This is a genomic window from Streptomyces sp. NPDC016845 (assembly GCF_044332585.1).
GTDB lineage: Bacteria > Actinomycetota > Actinomycetes > Streptomycetales > Streptomycetaceae > Streptomyces.
The window spans coordinates 262,934-279,881 of record NZ_JBIRPI010000001.1 but is presented as its reverse complement, the minus strand read 5'-3'; the positions used below and the strand labels follow the sequence as shown (position 1 = coordinate 279,881).

At 70.3% G+C, this 16,948-nt stretch carries 17 protein-coding genes; 9 read left to right on the top strand and 8 right to left on the bottom strand.

Features of this window, described 5'->3' with window-relative positions; genetic code table 11:
* Positions 1 to 49: 49 nt before the first annotated feature.
* The 6 genes from ACH4RC_RS01200 to ACH4RC_RS01175 form a co-directional block, all read right to left on the bottom strand.
* Positions 50 to 943 (bottom strand): hypothetical protein, encoded by an 894-nt coding sequence (locus ACH4RC_RS01200; protein ID WP_398193521.1) that lies wholly within the window; start codon positions 941 to 943, stop codon positions 50 to 52.
* A 61-nt stretch (positions 944 to 1,004) separates the two neighbouring features.
* The gene (locus ACH4RC_RS01195; protein WP_398193519.1) at positions 1,005 to 2,117 is read right to left on the bottom strand and encodes a DUF3696 domain-containing protein; all 1,113 of its coding nucleotides are present in this window, start codon (positions 2,115 to 2,117) and stop codon (positions 1,005 to 1,007) included.
* Positions 2,114 to 3,280 carry a DUF262 domain-containing protein gene (locus ACH4RC_RS01190; protein ID WP_398193516.1) on the bottom strand — a complete coding sequence of 389 codons (1,167 nt, stop codon included), beginning with the start codon at positions 3,278 to 3,280 and terminating at the stop codon, positions 2,114 to 2,116. The genes ACH4RC_RS01195 and ACH4RC_RS01190 overlap by 4 nt, the downstream gene beginning before the upstream one ends.
* 172 nt (positions 3,281 to 3,452) lie before the next feature.
* Positions 3,453 to 4,592 (bottom strand): hypothetical protein, encoded by a 1,140-nt coding sequence (locus tag ACH4RC_RS01185; RefSeq protein WP_398193514.1) that lies wholly within the window; start codon positions 4,590 to 4,592, stop codon positions 3,453 to 3,455.
* Positions 4,593 to 4,709: 117 nt separating this feature from the next.
* The gene (locus ACH4RC_RS01180; protein ID WP_398193511.1) at positions 4,710 to 5,429 is read right to left on the bottom strand and encodes an isochorismatase family protein; all 720 of its coding nucleotides are present in this window, start codon (positions 5,427 to 5,429) and stop codon (positions 4,710 to 4,712) included.
* Entirely contained in the window at positions 5,429 to 6,013 is a 585-nt protein-coding gene (locus tag ACH4RC_RS01175) for a cysteine hydrolase family protein (RefSeq protein WP_398193509.1), read from the bottom strand. The genes ACH4RC_RS01180 and ACH4RC_RS01175 overlap by 1 nt, the downstream gene beginning before the upstream one ends.
* Before the next feature lie 143 nt (positions 6,014 to 6,156).
* On the opposite strand from ACH4RC_RS01175, the gene ACH4RC_RS01170 reads away from it, so the two are divergent.
* Positions 6,157 to 7,155 (top strand): GlxA family transcriptional regulator, encoded by a 999-nt coding sequence (locus ACH4RC_RS01170; protein ID WP_398193507.1) that lies wholly within the window; start codon positions 6,157 to 6,159, stop codon positions 7,153 to 7,155.
* A gap of 6 nt (positions 7,156 to 7,161) precedes the next feature.
* On the opposite strand, the gene ACH4RC_RS01165 is transcribed toward ACH4RC_RS01170, so the two are convergent.
* On the bottom strand, positions 7,162 to 7,560 hold the full coding sequence (locus ACH4RC_RS01165; protein WP_398193504.1) for a RidA family protein: 399 nt from the start codon (positions 7,558 to 7,560) through the stop codon (positions 7,162 to 7,164).
* Positions 7,557 to 8,717 carry an acyl-CoA dehydrogenase family protein gene (locus ACH4RC_RS01160; protein ID WP_398193501.1) on the bottom strand — a complete coding sequence of 387 codons (1,161 nt, stop codon included), beginning with the start codon at positions 8,715 to 8,717 and terminating at the stop codon, positions 7,557 to 7,559. Before ACH4RC_RS01160 ends, ACH4RC_RS01165 begins: the two co-directional genes overlap by 4 nt.
* 181 nt (positions 8,718 to 8,898) lie before the next feature.
* On the opposite strand from ACH4RC_RS01160, the gene ACH4RC_RS01155 reads away from it, so the two are divergent.
* The 8 genes from ACH4RC_RS01155 to ACH4RC_RS01120 all read left to right on the top strand — a co-directional run bounded on the left by ACH4RC_RS01155 (position 8,899) and on the right by ACH4RC_RS01120 (position 16,794).
* A complete protein-coding gene (locus ACH4RC_RS01155) occupies positions 8,899 to 10,560 on the top strand; it encodes an AMP-binding protein (protein ID WP_398193499.1) in 1,662 nt (553 codons plus the stop codon).
* 4 nt (positions 10,561 to 10,564) lie between these two features.
* Positions 10,565 to 11,425, top strand: a complete 861-nt coding sequence (locus ACH4RC_RS01150; protein WP_398193497.1) for a PaaX family transcriptional regulator C-terminal domain-containing protein — start codon at positions 10,565 to 10,567, stop codon at positions 11,423 to 11,425.
* A 106-nt stretch (positions 11,426 to 11,531) separates the two neighbouring features.
* Entirely contained in the window at positions 11,532 to 12,434 is a 903-nt protein-coding gene (locus tag ACH4RC_RS01145) for a sulfotransferase family protein (protein ID WP_398193494.1), read from the top strand.
* Positions 12,431 to 12,862: a hypothetical protein gene (locus ACH4RC_RS01140; RefSeq protein WP_398193491.1), complete on the top strand. Its 432-nt coding sequence runs from the start codon at positions 12,431 to 12,433 to the stop codon at positions 12,860 to 12,862. The genes ACH4RC_RS01145 and ACH4RC_RS01140 overlap by 4 nt, the downstream gene beginning before the upstream one ends.
* Positions 12,859 to 14,073, top strand: coding sequence for a glycosyltransferase family 4 protein (locus tag ACH4RC_RS01135; protein WP_398193489.1), 1,215 nt, complete (start codon positions 12,859 to 12,861; stop codon positions 14,071 to 14,073). The genes ACH4RC_RS01140 and ACH4RC_RS01135 overlap by 4 nt, the downstream gene beginning before the upstream one ends.
* Complete coding sequence (gene cysC, locus ACH4RC_RS01130) at positions 14,070 to 14,621, top strand: adenylyl-sulfate kinase (protein WP_398193488.1); 552 nt, start codon at positions 14,070 to 14,072, stop codon at positions 14,619 to 14,621. The genes ACH4RC_RS01135 and cysC overlap by 4 nt, the downstream gene beginning before the upstream one ends.
* Complete coding sequence (gene cysD, locus ACH4RC_RS01125) at positions 14,618 to 15,520, top strand: sulfate adenylyltransferase subunit CysD (RefSeq protein WP_398193485.1); 903 nt, start codon at positions 14,618 to 14,620, stop codon at positions 15,518 to 15,520. The genes cysC and cysD overlap by 4 nt, the downstream gene beginning before the upstream one ends.
* Positions 15,521 to 15,522: 2 nt before the next feature.
* Positions 15,523 to 16,794 (top strand): sulfate adenylyltransferase subunit 1, encoded by a 1,272-nt coding sequence (locus tag ACH4RC_RS01120; RefSeq protein ID WP_398193482.1) that lies wholly within the window; start codon positions 15,523 to 15,525, stop codon positions 16,792 to 16,794.
* The last annotated feature ends 154 nt before the right edge of the window (positions 16,795 to 16,948 follow it).

The window sequence follows — 16,948 nt, the reverse complement described above, 5'->3', positions numbered from 1 at the left end:
GATCGAGCACCGAGGGCATCGGGTGGACCGCGTGTTCCAGCGCCCGTGCTCAGGTGTCCAGGTGGTTCACGAAGATGCCGATGAGTATGCGACCACCGAGGCGAGGGTCGGGCAGGCTGAAGTGGACACGATTGCGGTGCCGTTCCCTCTTGCCGTGCCATTCGCAGCGGTAGGTCTCGCCCTCGTGTTCGATGTCCCGCTGCTTCATGATCGAAGGTTTGGACCGGGTGTTGGGGCTCTCCGGGGACAGATCCAGGCCGAAGCGCCCCAGCTCCGCCTGTACTTGGTGCGGTTGTCCCGAGTGCAGGGCCAAGGCATCGGCGAAGTGGTCGTGCACCACGCCCAGAACCCGTACCACCCAGTCGCGCATCTCGGGGTAGCTGCCGTCGAACTTACGGAAGGAGAGGGAATCGGCGAGCACCAGGTGCGGAAAGCTCTGGCGGGCGCGGTCGAAGAAGTCCTGCTCCGTAACGTCCTCACGCTCGAAGAGGCAACGCCAGAATTCGACCAGTTCGGGGGCCTCAGCGAGATGGAAGACTTCTTCGGTCGCCGGCCTGGAAGTCGCCTCGTCGATCGCGGAGACCGGGAGCCAGCCACGGCGGTCCCCGGCTGGAAAGATCAGGCATGCGACGTGGTGCCGCTGCCGCGCCCGCCACCAGGCGTAGCAGAGGGACCAGGCGAGGTCACGACCGACGGCCGCCACTTCCACACGGTCGGGCAAGCCGGGAACGTCCGTGTCCCAGGTGGGGCAGCGGTCCATGAGACGAATCATCCGCAACCGCGCGTCCCGTCCGGCACGCGGCGCCTGCCCCTCGTACAGGACGTCATAGAGTTCGCGGTCGTCCGCGCACTCCACCTCCATCCACAGCGGTGAGACGGCGACGGCCTGCTGTTCGGATAACTTCTCCAACGCGTCGCTGAAGTCGTCCAGCAGGTCCGTCAACCGCTCCTCCGTCAGTTCCCGGAAGTCGAAAGACGACTCGTCCACGACAATGCGGTACGGCTCACCGCCCCCTGCGCCTGGCACGTGCCAGCCTCCCCAGGTCCTGCTCGATCTGGTCGAAGAAGCCTTGCGGCCACTCGGTCAGTTCGCCCTTCGTTGTGAACTCGATGGGCGCGGAACCGGCTTCCTCCTCGCCGAAGTAATGCACGACCGCCTCCTCGGGTCGCAGACTCCGCTCGTCCGCCACTGCCAGCCGGGCCCCGTTGAGCACATGATCACTGTGTGTCTCCACGATCACCTGCGCTCCGGCTCCGGCGACCCGGGCCAGGAAACGGCCCAGCTTCGACTGACCGCCGGGATGAAGGTGCGCCTCCGGATTCTCGACGATAAGCAGGTCACCGGGCCTGGTGAGAAGGCCGGCGACGATCACCGGCAGAGCGTAGGAGAATCCGAAGCCCATGTTGGCCGGACGGATCGACTCGCTCAGCAGGCCCGGTTCTTGGAAACGGATGGTGCTCGCCGTGATGCCGGGGGGCCACTGCGCGGAAATCTTAATGGGCCGAATGATGTCGGAGGCCCAGGTCTCGACCTGTGTGCGCAGGGTCGTGACGTTGTGGGTGCGCCGCGTCGTCGGATGGAGCAGGGGTTCACGCACCGCCCGGGTCTCGTGCAGGGCGAGTAGCTGTGCTGTGTACTCTCCCTGCACACCGACGCCGATGGAATCGGGATGCTCGGCGGAGACACCCAGTTGGTCGCGGGGACCGAGACGCTCAGCGCACAAATAGGTGAACGCACTTCCCCGGCCGCACAGTTCCGCCGGTGGCAGCCCGCTGCTGTCCGCCACCCGCAAATAGAGCGCCTGCTCGTCGGGGACCGTGAAGCGGTGCACGGTCGGCACCTGAGTGCCGTCACCGGCGATCTGAATCTCGATGGTGGAGTCGGGAGCGTCCGGGTGCAGCACCTCGTGTGCCTCGCCCAGGGCAAGTCCGTACGGTCCGTTGAGCTGTACCACTCCGCCGGTCGGCGCATCAGCGAGCTGGCGGGCCAGTAGCAGGCTCTGAATGGTGGTGCTCTTGCCCGTGCCGTTGAGTCCGGTGAGCACGGTGAGGGGGCGCAGGGCGAAAGACGCGTCGGCGAAGCGTTTGAAGTGCCTGACGCGCAGAGACGTGATCACTTACCGGCCTCCGCGGCCCGGCCCGTGACATCGAACCGGAGCATCACCCGGCGGACGTCACCCGTGGAGGAGGTGATGGCTTCCAAGTACTGGTAGTCATTCGTCATCAGGAAACGCGCGGCATCCACGATCGCCTCGCGGCGCCGTTTCAGGTCCGCGGTCTCGTACTTGGCGAGAGTGATCGACCAGGCTTCGAAGAGAGCCCGGTTGATCGGATTGCGGCCGGTCGACTCCAGCGGCCATTTACGGAACGCCTGGTCACCGAAGACCAGGCGCGCGTTGGTCATGGCCGTACGGAAGGCGGACATGAGTTCCTGGATTCTGCTGTCCGGCTCATCAACACTGTCCAGCAGCGTGGTGGTGCGCTGAAGGAAGGGGTCCATCGCGGCGTATTTCGCGTAACCTTCCGTGCCCATCAGCCAGAAAGCGGCGAAACGCAGAGCCATCTCTCGGTCATTCATCCGAATGTGGCCTCCCATGTTGTTGGTGGCCGCATTGAACTCCTCCGTGGAGGTCATGTCCCGGAGAATGTTCCGACTGCTCTCTTTGCTCATGCAGTGGCGGATCTCCTGCGCGTTCAGGGGCGTTCCCCCCGTGTTGATGCGCTTGAAGATGTCATACATGACATCCGTCGGAGTCGTCGGGTCGATGACGTTGGTGACGATCTGGGTGTTGTAGATGCGCCGCTTCCACGGAGCGGGAAGATCTTCGAACCTCTTCCCTTCCACCGCACCTTGGAGGTACTCCAGACCCTTCAACGGGAACCCGTATGTATCTCCCCCGCGCACGAAGTCATGAATGGTGGACAGCCGTTGCAGGCCGTCGACCACACGCATGAGCCCGTCAGTATCCTCGGCGAAATAGAAGGCAGGAAGCGGGATCTGCAAAAGCACCGACTCGATGAGTCGGGACTTCTGCACCGGCTTCCACACACGTCCACGCTGAAAATCGGGGGCAAGCTCCAGCGACCCGTCCTCGATCATGTCCAGGGCGTTACGCAGCGAGAATTGCTTGGTGTTGACCCGGATCTGCTCCGGATTCCACGGTCGGGCGATCTCTGGTGGTGCGTCCTCCACCTCGGTCTCCGCTTCGACTCCGGTACCCGCGTCGAGGAAATGCTCCTCCGTGATCTTCGGTGGCTGAGTGGTGTCCGAGGTCGTCATGGGGCGATCGTAGCCGGGCGATCTCTCTGACACGTCGGGAACCATGCACGGCACCGGCCTATGTGCAAGGCTCACGTGCTCTCCCTGCCAAGCCGTCCCCGCGCACCCGCGTGACCGCGCGGCGCGGGACCGCCTCCGGTCTTGGACTCGGGCCATCCCGCGCCGCGACAGGTCACGAGTGCGGGACCGGGCACACCCCGGCGGCGGTGGCGGTGGCGACCGTGTTGTAGGACGGGGCCGACAGGGTCGTCACCGTGTTGCTGCCGAGTTGCTTGAGGATCTCGTCGGAGAGCAGGTCCTGCTGGCCCTTGAGGGCGTCGGCGACGGTCGTGTCCTTCGGGAACACCATCTCGGCGGCGATGTTGTCCTGCACGATGCGGGCGAGGTTGTCGAGCGCGGTGAAGACCGGGTCGGCCGGCGGCTCCAGGCCGGGCAGGTCGATGAGGTGCGTGGACACCTTCGCCGCGTTCATGCAGTCCTTGAGGATGATGGTGTTCTGGTTGAGGACGCTCGTCGTCCACTGCGAGAGCACCACGCAGTAGAGATCGGCCCACGCCGCCTCGCCGACCTTGGCGCGCCAGGTCTTCATGATGTCCTGGACGCCCTTGATCTGGGCCTGCGAGGCGTGCTCCATGTTGGTGCGGATCGCCGGGTAGACACTGCCGGAGAAGTCCTCGAACGACTTCATGTCGAAGTGCTTCGCGGCGATCGACGCGTTGATGAACTGCAGGCCGCCGTCGAGGATCGTCGCGCAGGACGCGGTCAGCGCGGCGGGCAGGTTCGCCGCGGGCAGATTGGCGCGGGCGGTGGTGAGCTTGGCGGCGTACGCCTTGAGCGGCTCGGTCCACGCGGTGGATGCCTCGTCGTTGAACGCGACCATGACCAGGTCGTGCGGGTCGATCCGGTTCGCGTTGGGCAGGTTCGGGATCTTGTCCGCCAGGTAGGAGGCGATCACCGAGAAGATGCCGAGCGGGACGTGCGCGATGGACTTCGCCAGCTCGAACGTCTGCGGGACGGGGTTGGCGGACTCCTGCCCGTCCTTGGTCACGAGGGTGAACCGGCCGCCCTTGGCGTCGTTCTGGACCACGACGACCGGTGACAGGTGTTTGATCAGCTCGGCCTTGAGCGTGGCGTAGTTGGCGCGCATGCCCGCGTTGACCGCGAACAGCGACTCGCGGGCCTGGGTCTGGGTGACCGCGGCGGCCGCCGCGCCGTCACCGGCGTCCGCGGCGCTCGGCGTCGCCGCGTAGCCGATGAGGGCGGCGGTGCTGATGCCGGTGGCGCCGCCTATGAAGCCTCTGCGCGTAGCCATCTTCGTTTTCTCCCTGCGGATTTGGGGTTCGGTTTCTGGTGCTTGTGCATGGGGGGAACCTCTGGTTGGGGGGATGGGGGGAAGTAACTGGGGGGATTAACTGGAAGGCTTCTTACGTCACTTGATATCGCGCTGCTTCGGGACGACGACGCCGAACCGGTCCTGGATCGTGGCGAGCGCCGACTCGTGCACCTGCTTCGCTGGGATGCCCCTCGGGTTGCCGTTCACCGGCAGCGGGCGGGTGGCGGAGGCGTCACCGACGACCGTCGGGGCGTATCCGTTGTAGACGGCGCCCTCGGTGGTGAACAGGGTGCACATGTGCGTCATGAAGCCGGAGATGATGACGTTCTTGCGGCCCGTCTTCTCCAGCACGGCGTCGAGGTTCGTGTCGTGGAAGCCGTTGGGTACGGCCTTCTCCACGACGGTCTCGCCCTTGGCGGGCTTGAGCGCCGGGATGATCTGGCCGGCCTTCGACGTGAGGTCGTAGCCCTTCTCGACGATGTGGACGACCGGCGTGTGCGCCTTGCGGGCACGGTCGAGGAGCGTCTTGGTGTTGTCGACGGCCTGGCGCCAGCCGGTCAGCTCCATCGCGCCGTCGGTGTAAACGTTCTGGTAGTCGACGAGGACCAGCGTCGCGTTCGACAGCTTCGCCGGGGTCTCGTCCAGCTTCATCAACTGGCGGAGAGTGGTGGTGTTCTTCGCGTAGTTCTGATCGCGGTCCTGCTTGCCCTGCTTGTCCGTACGGGTGGCCGCCTGCGAGTCGCCCCCGCACGCGGTCATGGTCGTGGCGAGGACGGCGGCGGCGCCCAGGGCGGTGGCGGTGCGGAGCAGCTTCATCAGACGATCTCCTTCTGGGTCGGGACGACGACGCCGTACAGGTCGGCGATGGTGGCGAGGGCCGCGCGGTGCACCTGCTCGGCGGGGACGTCGGCGCCCGCGACCGGCAGCGAGCGGGTGGCGGTGGCCTCGGCGACGACGGTCGGGCGGTTGCCGTTCAGGAAGGCGCCCTGCGCGGTGAACGCCACGCACATGTGCGTCATCCAGCCCGCGATGATCACGTCCTGGCCCTCGGTGAGGTGCGTGGCGAGGTCCGTGCCGACGAAGGCGTTCGGGACCTGCTTGACGACGACCTCCTCGCCGTCGACGGGCGTGAGCTTCGAGTGGATCCGGCCGATCTCCGCGCGGATGTCGTACGGGGTGCCCTCACCGCCGTCGTTGATGACATGCACGACCTTGGTGCCCGCCTCCCGGGCCCGGGTGAGGAGTCGAGCCGCCGCGCCCAGGGACTCCTCCCAGCCGTCCAGCTCCATCACGCCCTGCGTGTAGGTGTTCTGGAAGTCGATGAGGATCAGCGTCGAGCCGGCCAGCGTCGCCGGGGTCTCGTCGAAGCCGTTGAGCTCGCGCAGCGTCGTTCGGGACATGGGTGTACCGCCTTCGGGGTCACGGGTGGGAGGCGCGGTCCGGGTGGGTTCCGCCCGGCCACGTCCGTAACGCTATGACCCGGCTGTGACGTCGGCAATGACGTCTAACATGCAGATACCGACATAGCTATGGGGGGGTATCCGTGCCGGACCGCGTCAGACGGCTCATCGTGATCGTGCTCTTCGAGGGCGTCGACCTGCTCGACGTCACCGGGCCGCCGGAGGTGTTCTCGCTCGCCCTGCGCGAGACCGAGGAGGCCGCGGGGTATCAAGTGCTGCTCGCCGCCGAGTCCCTGGACCCGGTCACCACCGGCGCGGGCGTGCGCGTCCTGCCGGACCTCACCTTCGCGCAGGCCGCCGCGGGCACCATCGACACGCTCGTCGTGCCGGGCGCGGTGGAGTTCGACGAGGAGCGGCGCGTCCATCCGGTCGTCGACCCCGGACTCGTCGAGTGGGTACGGGTGCTGGCCGCGCGGACGCACCGGATCACGTCCGTGTGCGTCGGCGCGCATCTGCTCGCCGCCGCCGGGCTGCTCGACGGCAAGCGCGCCACCACCCACTGGTCCACCGCGCAGCGGCTCGCCGCCGACCACCCGGCCGTCGAGGTCGACGCCGACCCCATCTTCATCCGCGAGGGCAACGTGTGGACCGGCGCGGGGATCAGCGCCTGCCTCGACCTCTCCCTCGCGCTCATCGCCGACGACCTCGGCGAGGCGGTCGCCCTGCGGGTCGCGCGGCAGCTCGTGATGTACCTGAAGCGGCCCAGCGGGCAGAGCCAGTTCAGCGTCCCCCTCGAGCAGGTGTCCACGACGCGGCGCGTCGAGGACCTGCGCCACCACATCCTGCGCCGCATCGGCGAACCGCTCACCGTCGTCGAACTCGCCGCGTACGCCCATGTCAGCGACCGGCACCTGACCCGGCTCTTCAAGACCGAACTCGGGACGACGCCGCACGCGTACATCGAGTCCGTACGGGTGGAGAAGGCACGCCACGAACTGGAGTCCTCCGACGCCACCCTGGAGCGGGTGGCGGCGCTGTGCGGGTTCGGGACGGTGGCCACCCTCGTACGGGCGTTCCGGCGGCGGCTGAACACGACGCCGACGGAGTACCGGCGGCGGTTCCGGGTGCCGCCGGCCACCTGACGGCGATCAGGGCAGGACGGCCGTGCCGTCGATCTCGACCAGCGCCTGTTCGTCCCAGAGGCGGGAGACGCCGATGACCGCCATCGCCGGGTAGTCGCGGCCCGCCACCTCGCGCCACACACCGCCCAGTTCGCGGGCGTGGGCGCGGTAGCCCGGGACGTCCGTCGTGTAGACCGTGACGCGGGCGAGGTCGGCAGGGGTGCCGCCCGCCCGGCGCAGGGCGGTGAGCAGGTTGGACAGGGCCCGCTCGAACTGTTCCGGGAGCGTCGTACCGGTGACCTTGCCGTCCGCGTCCAGCGCGGTCTGCCCGGCCAGCATGACCAGGCGGGTCCCGGTGGCGACGACGGCGTGCGAGAAACCGGTGGGCGGGGAGAGTTCGGGCGGGTTGAGACGTTCGAGGGTCACGGCTTCCTCTCCTCCGTGCTGCCGCGGTACGAGTCCCCGCGGTACAAGTCCCGTGCGATGACCGCCCGTTGGATCTCCGTCGCGCCCTCGTAGATGCGCGGCGCCCGCACCTCGCGGTACAGGTGCTCCAGGAGGTGGCCGCGGTGCAGCGCCCGCGCCCCGTGCAGCTGCACCGCCGCGTCGACGACCTGCTGCGCCGTCTCCGTCGCGAGGAGCTTGGCCATCGCCGCCCGCCGGGGCACCCCGTCCGCCCCCTCGTCGTACGCCGACGCCGCCGCGTAGACCATGAGCCGGGCCGACTCGACGCGCAGCGCCATGTCGGCGACCTGGTGCGCGACGGTCTGGAGGTCCTTCAACGGGCCGCCGAAAGCGCGGCGTTGTGCCGTGTGGGCGAGGGTCGCGTCGAGCGCCGCCTGCGCCATGCCGACGGCGAACGCGCCGACGCTGGGCCGGAACAGGTTCAGGGTGTCCATCGCGGTCCGGAAGCCGCCGCCGATCTCGCCGAGCACGTCGTCCGGGCCGACCGGCACTCCGGCGAAGGTGAGCAGGCCGATGGGGTGCTGGGAGAGCATGTCGAGGTGGTCGCCGGTCAGGCCCGGACGGTCGGCGGGGACGAGGAAGGCCGTCACGCCGCGGGCGCCCGCCGACGGGGCGCCGGTGCGGGCGAAGACGGTGTAGAGGTCGGCCTCGGGGGCGTTGGAGATCCAGCACTTCTCGCCGGTCAGCCGCCAGCCGCCGTCTTTTTCGCCGTTCGGCTCGGCGCGGAGCGCGAGGGCCGCCGCGTCGGAGCCCGCGCCCGGCTCGCTCAGCGCGAACGCGGCGACCGCGCGCCCCGCGCTCACCTCGGGCAGCCAGCGCTCGCGCTGCTCCTTCGTGCCGTACGCGTGCACGGGGTGCGCCCCGAGACCCTGCAGAGCGAGGGCCGTCTCCGCCTCGGTGCAGACCTGGGCGAGCGACTCGCGCATCAGGCACAGGTCGAGCGCGCCGGACGTGAACAGGCGGTCGAGCAGGCCGAGTTGACCGAGTTCGGCGACGAGGGGGCGGTTGACGCGGCCCGGTTCGCCCTTCTCGGCGATCGGGGCGAGCCGTCGCCCCGCCAGTTCGCGCAGTTCGGCGCACCAGGCGAGTTGGTCGGGTGCGAGCGAGAACGTGCCCATACGCCGGAGCTCCTCCCAGGACAGGACGGGACAGACAGCCGCCAGGACAGGACGGAAAGACGCCAGGTCCTTGGCTCCCCGCACCGTATCGCGTGCCGTTGACTGTCGTCACCATCACGATACGCTCGAAGCGCCGACACGGCCCGCCGCGCGACCACGCCATGGCAAGGGGGCGCCCCGCATGACCCAGCCACCCCTCTCCCCGCATCCGTCCGCCCACACCGACACGTTCGCGCGCGACCATCTGCCGCCCGCCGCGCTCTGGCCCGGCCTCACCTTCGACCTGCCCGAGCTGCGCTACCCGGAGCGGCTGAACTGCGGCGCCGAACTGCTCGATGCGACCGTGCGCCGGTTCGGCCCGGACCGGCCCGCCTTCCACTCCCCCGACCGGCCTTCGTGCTCGTACGGGGAGTTGAAGGCGCGCGTCGACCGGGTGGCGCACGTGCTGACCGACGACCTCGGGGTCGTGCCGGGCAACCGGGTGCTGCTGCGCGGGCCCACCACCCCCGGCCTCGCCGCGTGCTGGCTCGCCGTGATGAAGGCGGGCGGCGTCGCCGTGACCGTGCTGGCGCAAGCCCGCTCCGCCGAGCTGGCGACGATGTGCGGGATCGCGCGGGTGCGGCACGCGCTGTGCGACGTCCGGACGGTCGACGACCTGGTCAAGGCGGAGGTACCGGGCCTGCGGATCACGACGTTCGGCGGCGACGGGCCCGACGACCTCTCGCACCGGACACCCGCGAAGCCCTCCTCGTACGAGGCCGTGGCGACCGCCGCCGACGACGTCGCCCTGATCGCGTTCACCTCGGGGACGACCGGGCGGCCCAAAGGATGCATGCACTTCCACCGGGACGTGCTCGCCATAGCCGACACCTTCGCGCGACACGTGGTGCGGCCGACGCCGGACGACGTGTTCGCGGGCAGCCCGCCGCTCGGCTTCACGTTCGGGCTCGGCGGACTCGTCGTCTTCCCGCTGCGCGCCGGCGCCTCCGCCTTGCTGCTCGAACAGGCGGGCCCGCGGCAGTTGCTGCCCGCTGTCGCCGCGCACCGGGTATCGGTGCTGTTCACGGCGCCGACGGCGTACCGGGCGATGCTCGCGGACCCGTCCTGGTCCACGTACGACGTGAGCGGTCTGCGGCGCTGCGTCTCCGCCGGGGAGAACCTGCCCGCCGCCACCTGGCACGCCTGGCGCGAGGCGACCGGCGTCCGCATCATCAACGGCATCGGCGCCACCGAGCTGCTCCACATCTTCATCTCCGCCGCCGACGAGGAGATCCGGCCGGGGACGACGGGGCGTCCGGTGCCGGGGTGGCAGGCGCGCGTGATCGACCCCGATGGGGTCGAACTCCCCGACGGGGAGCCCGGGTTGCTCGCCGTGCGCGGGCCCGTCGGGTGCCGCTACCTCGCCGACGAGCGGCAGACCACCTACGTACGGCACGGCTGGAACATCACCGGGGACACGTACGTCCGCGAGCCCGACGGCTACTTCCGGTACGTCGCCCGCGCCGACGACATGATCATCAGCGCCGGGTACAACATCGCGGGACCGGAGGTGGAGGACGCGCTGCTGCGCCACCCGGACGTGGCGGAGGCGGCGGTCGTGGGCCGGGCCGACGAGACGCGCGGGCAGATCGCGGTCGCGTACGTGGTGACGCGGGCCGGGGCACGGCAGGACGCGGACGCCCTGCGCGAGTTCGTACGGGCCGAGCTGGTGCCGTACAAGTGCCCGCGGGAGTTCGTGTTCCTGGACGGGCTGCCGCGGACGGCGACGGGCAAGCTGCAACGCTTCAGGCTGCGCGCGGCCGGAACCGCACGTGGGCCGGGCGACCCCGGAACCGTACAGTGATCGCGTGTCCGAGCAGCAGACCCACAGCACCCCCGGCCAGGCGCAGGCGCACACCCCTCGCTCCCTCATCGTCACGCTGTACGGCGCCTACGGGCGCGGGCTCCCCGGCCCGGTACCGGTCGCCGAGCTGATCCGGCTGCTCGGCGCCGCCGGCGTGGACGCGCCCTCGGTGCGCTCCGCCGTGTCCCGGCTGAAGCGGCGCGGGCTGCTGCTCGCGGCGCGCAGCGCGTCGGGGGCGGCCGGGTACGCGTTGTCGGACGACGCGCGCCAGCTCCTCGCCGACGGTGACCGGCGGGTGTACGGGGCCCCCGGCGGCGCGGCCGGCGATGCGGCGAGCGATGCGGCGAGCGGCTGGGTGCTCGCCGTGTTCTCCGTGCCCGAGTCGCAGCGCGCCAAGCGGCACGTGCTGCGCTCCACGCTCACCGGGCTCGGCTTCGGCACGGCCGCGCCCGGCGTGTGGCTCGCCCCCGCGCAGCTGTACGAGGAGACGCGGCACACGCTGGAGCGGGCCGGCTGCGCCGCGTACGTCGACCTGTTCCGCGGGGAGCACCTGGGGTTCGCGGCGACCGCCGACGCGGTGGCCCGCTGGTGGGACCTCGCGGCCCTGGCCAAGCTGCACGAGGCGTTCCTCGACGAGCACGCGCCGGTGCTGCGGGCCTGGGAGGCGCGCACCGACACCCCGCCCCGGGAGGCGTACCGCGACTACCTGTTCGCCCTCGACTCCTGGCGGCACCTGCCCTACGCCGACCCGGGTCTTCCGGCGCGGCTGCTGCCCGAGGGGTGGCCCGGCGTACGGTCGGCGGAGGTGTTCCGGGCGCTGCACGAGCGGTTGCGGGAGGCGGGGGCCCGGTTCGTCGCCGGATGACCCCGGACGACGCCCACGAGTGGTTCCGGTCACATGATCGGGCGCTAAGGGAACCCTCAGGTTCCTCCGTCCCTCCTCTCAGAATGCGCGTTTAGCGTCGGGACGCATGAGCCTGAAGCGCAATCTGAACCGGGCGCTGTCCGCGACCACGGGTCTCGAGGTCCGCCGGGCGGGCGGCGCACCGCGCACGTCATCCCCGGCCCCCGGTGCCACGAGACCTCCGAAGCGGCCCGCGCCCGAGTACCGATGTACCGACGACCCCGCGACCGACCGGCTGCTGCGACGGCCGGTCTTCATCATGTCGCCGGTGCGTTCGGGCTCGACGCTGCTGCGGATGCTGCTCGACGCGCACCCGCGCCTGCACGCCCCGCACGAACTGCACATCCGCCGCCTGGAGGTCGGCTACGGCAGCAAGCTGTCCGAGCGCGCCATGGACGCCCTCGACCTGCGCCGCGGCGACCTCGAACACCTCCTGTGGGACCGCGTCCTGCACCGCGAACTCGACAGGTCCGGCAAAGACGTCCTCGTCGAGAAGACCCCCAGCAACGCCTTCGTCTACCAGCGCATCCGCGACTGCTGGCCCGACGCCCGTTTCGTCTTCCTGCTGCGCCACCCCGTCTCCATCGCCCGCTCCTGGCACGAGGGCGACCCGGAGAAGCGCACGTACGACGAGGCGTGCGCCGACGCCCTGCGCTACATGAAGGCCGTCGACCACGCCCGCAAGGGCCTGACCGGCGGACACACCCTGCGCTACGAGGAACTGACCGCGGACCCCGAGGAGAAGCTGCGCGGGCTGTGCGACTTCCTCGGCGTGGACTTCGAGCCGTCGATGCTGGAGTACGGCAAGCGCGGCGGGGAGCGCGGCGGGACGGTGATGCAGAAGGGGCTCGGCGACTGGCGCGACAAGATCCGCACCGGCACCGTGCAGCAGGGCCGCGCGCTCCCGTCCGACGACGAGATCCCGGACATCCTGCGCCCCATCTGCAGGACCTGGGGGTACCTCAGGTGAAACCCCATGCCGAGGTCGAGCAGGTGTGGCCGCGCGACGGCCGCATCAAGGTCGTCGGCCGCCTCCACGGCCTGCCCGGCGGCGTCGGTGACGGCTGGCGGCTGCAGCTCACGCGCCGCTCGCGCACCGACCACGTCCTGCGCTACGACGCCGAACTGGACGGCGACCGCTTCGCGTGCGCCTGGCCGGTGTCCGACCTGGCCGCGTACGACGGGTTCGACCGCAGCGACCAGTGGGACCTGCACCTCACCGACGGCGGCCTGCGCCTGCGCGTCGGCCGCAGGCTCGACGACATCCGCGGCAAGAAGGCCGTCTTCGTGTACCCGCGGCAGCCGGTGCCGGGCGCGGGCTTCGGCGTACGCCCGTACTTCACGGTCGAGGACAACCTGTCTCTCTCGCTGTCCCTGACACCGGGGGGCCGCGCATGAGGACGACGAAGGTCCGCTATCTGCTCCTGCACGCCTACGGCCGTGGCGGCACCATCCGCACCGTCTTCAACCAGGCGAACTCGCTGGTCGCGGCGGGCTGGGACGTCGAGATCGTCAGCGCGGTGCGGCGGCGCGACGCCGTACAGTTCCCGCTGGACGAGCGGGTGCCGGTGACGACGCTCGTCGATCTGCGCGAGGAGCAGGCCCCGGGGCGCGGGGTCGCCGGATGGTGGCGGGCGCGGCTGCGGGACAAGCACGCCGGACGGCCGCCGCGCGAGATACCCAAGGGCGAGTTCGGCCACCGCTACTTCGACCGCCGCCTGGAACTGGCCCTCGGCGCCTACCTCCGCTCGCTCACCGACGGAGTCCTCGTCACCACCCGCCCCGCCCTGAACTTCCTGTCCGCCGCACACGCCACGAACGGCGTCGTGCGCGTCGCCCAGGAACATATGAACCACGGCACACACCGCCCCGACGTACAGCAACGCATCGTCGACACGTACGGACACTTCGCTGCGGTCGCCGTGCTCACGGAACGGGACCGCGCCGAGTACGCGCGTCTCCTGCCCGGCACCCGCGTCGTACGCATCCCGAACGCCGTGCACTCGCTGGACCAGACGCTCTCGCACCACGGCACGAAGATCGCGGTCGCGGCCGGGCGCCTCTTCCCGCAGAAGGGCTTCGACCTGCTGATCCCGGCGTGGGCCAAGCTGGTCGGGGACCACCCCGACTGGCAGCTGCGGATCTACGGCAGCGGCGAGAAGAAGGCGCAACTGCGCGCCCTCATCGAGGAGCACCACCTCTACAACCACGTGTTCCTGATGGGCCACACGGACCGCCTCGACGACGAGCTCGCCAAAGCCTCGCTGTATGTGCTGAGTTCGCGGTTCGAGGGGCTGCCGATGGTGATGATCGAGGCGATGAGCCACGCCCTGCCCGTGGTCTCCTTCGACTGCCCGACCGGCCCGGCGGACGTCCTGACGCACGGCGTGGACGGACTCCTCGTACCGGAGCAGGACCCCGACGCCCTCGCCGACGCGCTCGGCCGCCTCATGGGCGACCGCGGCCTGCGGGCCGAGATGGGCACGGCGGCGCTCCTGACGGCGGCCGCCTACGGCCCCGACGCGGTGCATCCGCGCTGGGAGGCCCTCTTCACCGAACTGACCGACACCGGCGCCCACAAGAACGCCGCGGAAGGAAAACACGTATGACAACGGCCACCACGGCCCGAGGAGCCACCGTCTGGCTGACGGGGCTGCCCAGTTCGGGCAAGACGACCGTGGCGCGGGCCCTCGCCGGACGGCTGCGCACGGAAGGCCACCGCGTCGAGGTGCTCGACGGCGACGAGATCCGCCGCTTCCTGTCGGCGGGCCTCGGCTTCAGCCGCGAGGACCGCAACACGAACGTGCAGCGCATCGGCCTCGTCGCCGAGGTCCTCGCCCGCAACGGCGTCCTCGCCGTCGTCCCCGTCATCGCCCCCTACGCCGACAGCCGCGAGGCGGTGCGCAAACGGCACGACGCGAGTGACACCCCGTACCTCGAGATACATGTCGCCACCCCCCTCGAGGTGTGCAGCGAGCGTGACGTGAAGGGTCTGTACGCCCGTCAGGCCGCGGGCGCGCTCAAGGGCCTGACCGGGGTCGACGACCCGTACGAGGCGCCGGTCTCGCCGGATCTGCACCTGGAGACGCAGCACCAGACACCGGGGGAGTCGGCGCAAGCGGTGCACGCGGTGCTGACGGCGAGGGGCCTGATATGAGCACCCCACCGATGAGCCATCTCGACGCGCTGGAGTCCGAGGCGGTGCACATCTTCCGGGAGGTCGCGGGCGAGTTCGAGCGGCCGGTGATTCTCTTCTCCGGCGGCAAGGACTCGATCGTCATGCTGCACCTGGCGCTGAAGGCGTTCGCCCCGGCGCCGGTCCCCTTCCCGCTCCTGCACGTGGACACCGGCCACAACTTCCCCGAGGTACTGGCCCACCGCGACCGGATCGTGGACACGTACGGGCTGACCCTGCACGTGGCGTCGGTACAGGACCACATCGACCGGGGTGCACTGAAGGAACGCCCCGACGGCACCCGCAACCCGCTCCAGACCCTCCCCTTGACGGAGGCGATCCGGACGGAGCGCTTCGACGCCGTCTTCGGCGGCGGACGGCGCGACGAGGAGAAGGCCCGCGCCAAAGAGCGCGTCTTCTCCCTGCGCGACGAGTTCTCGCAGTGGGACCCGCGCCGTCAGCGCCCCGAACTGTGGCAGCTCTACAACGGCCGCCACGCGCCCGGCGAACACGTACGTGTCTTCCCTCTCTCCAACTGGACCGAGCTGGACGTGTGGCAGTACATCGCCCGCGAACACATCGGCCTCCCCTCGATCTACTTCGCCCACCACCGCGAGGTGTTCAGCCGGGGCGGCATGTGGCTGACGGCGGGCGAGTGGGGCGGCCCGAGAGCCGACGAGACACCCGAGAAACGCCAGGTCCGCTACCGCACCGTCGGCGACATGTCCTGCACCGGCGCCGTCGACTCCGACGCGGAGACGCTCGATCAGGTCATCGCGGAGATCGCCGCGTCCCGGATCACCGAGCGGGGTGCCACGCGCGCCGACGACAGGATGTCGGAGGCGGCGATGGAAGACCGCAAGCGCGAAGGGTACTTCTAAGAATGTCCACTGCTGCTTCTGCTCCTGCTTCTGCTCCTGCTCCTGCTCCTGCTCTTGCTTCTGCTTCCGTCGTCGGGCCGCTGACGGAGGTCGGCACCCTGCGGCTGGCCACCGCCGGCTCCGTCGACGACGGCAAGTCCACCCTCGTCGGCCGTCTTCTGCACGACTCCAAGTCGGTCCTCGCCGACCAGCTGGAGTCGATCTCCCGCACGGGCACGCCCGACCTGGCCCTGCTCACCGACGGCCTGCGCGCCGAACGCGAACAGGGCATCACCATCGACGTGGCCTACCGCTACTTCGCCACCCCGCGCCGCCGCTTCGTCCTGGCCGACACCCCGGGACACGTGCAGTACACGCGGAACATGGTGACCGGCGCCTCCACCGCCGAATTGACGATCATCCTGGTCGACGCCCGCGCGGGCGTGGTCGCCCAGACCCGCCGCCACGCCGCGATCGCCGCGCTCCTGCGGGTCCCGCACGTGGTCCTGGCCGTCAACAAGATGGATCTGGTCGCCTACGAGGAGGCCCCGTTCGCGGCGATCGAGGCGGAATTCGCCGCGCTGGCGCGGGAACTGGACATCCCCCGGGTGACGACGGTCCCGATCTCGGCGCTGGCGGGCGACAACGTCGTGGAGCCGTCGGCGCACATGCCCTGGTACGCGGGCCCCACGATCCTGGCCCACCTGGAGACGGTGCCGGTGACCGCGAACGCCCCCACCGCCCCCGCCCGCTTCCCCGTCCAGTACGTGATCCGCCACGCCGGCTCCCGCCACTACGCGGGCCGACTGGTCTCGGGCACGCTGCGTGTCGGCGACGCGGTGGCGGTGCATCCGTCGGGCCGCACGTCGACGATCGCGGCGCTGGACGTGCTGGGCACGCCGGTGGAGGAGGCGCGAGCCGGTACGTCCCTGTCGCTCCGCCTGACGGACGACCTGGACGTGGCCCGGGGCGACCTGCTGTCCCCCACGAACGGGCCCGCCCCCACGGTCACCCGGGACATCCACGCCGCCACCTGTCACCTGGCGGACCAGCCTCTGCGCGTCGGCCAGCGGGTCCTGCTCCGGCATACGACGCGCACGGTGCGGGCGGTCGTGAGGTCCCTGGCCGACGCGGACGCCCTCCGGGCCAACGATCTGGGCCGGGTGGTCCTGCGCACGGCCGATCCCGTCGCCGTGGACCCTTACGCGGAGAACCGCTGGACGGGTTCGTTCCTCCTGATCGACCCGTCGGACGGTACGACGTTGACGGCCGGGATGGCGCAGCTGCCCCGCTGAGCCCCATGGACCGCCGACGGTCACGTCGTGGTTGCTCGCGCAGTCCCCGCGCCCCTGAGACGCGCGCTACGTGCGCCGTCTCCCGGTGGAGGCGCGGGGAAGTGCGCGACCAGCCACGACGGTGGGGCAGCGGGCGCCGCGGCCGGGCATGGCA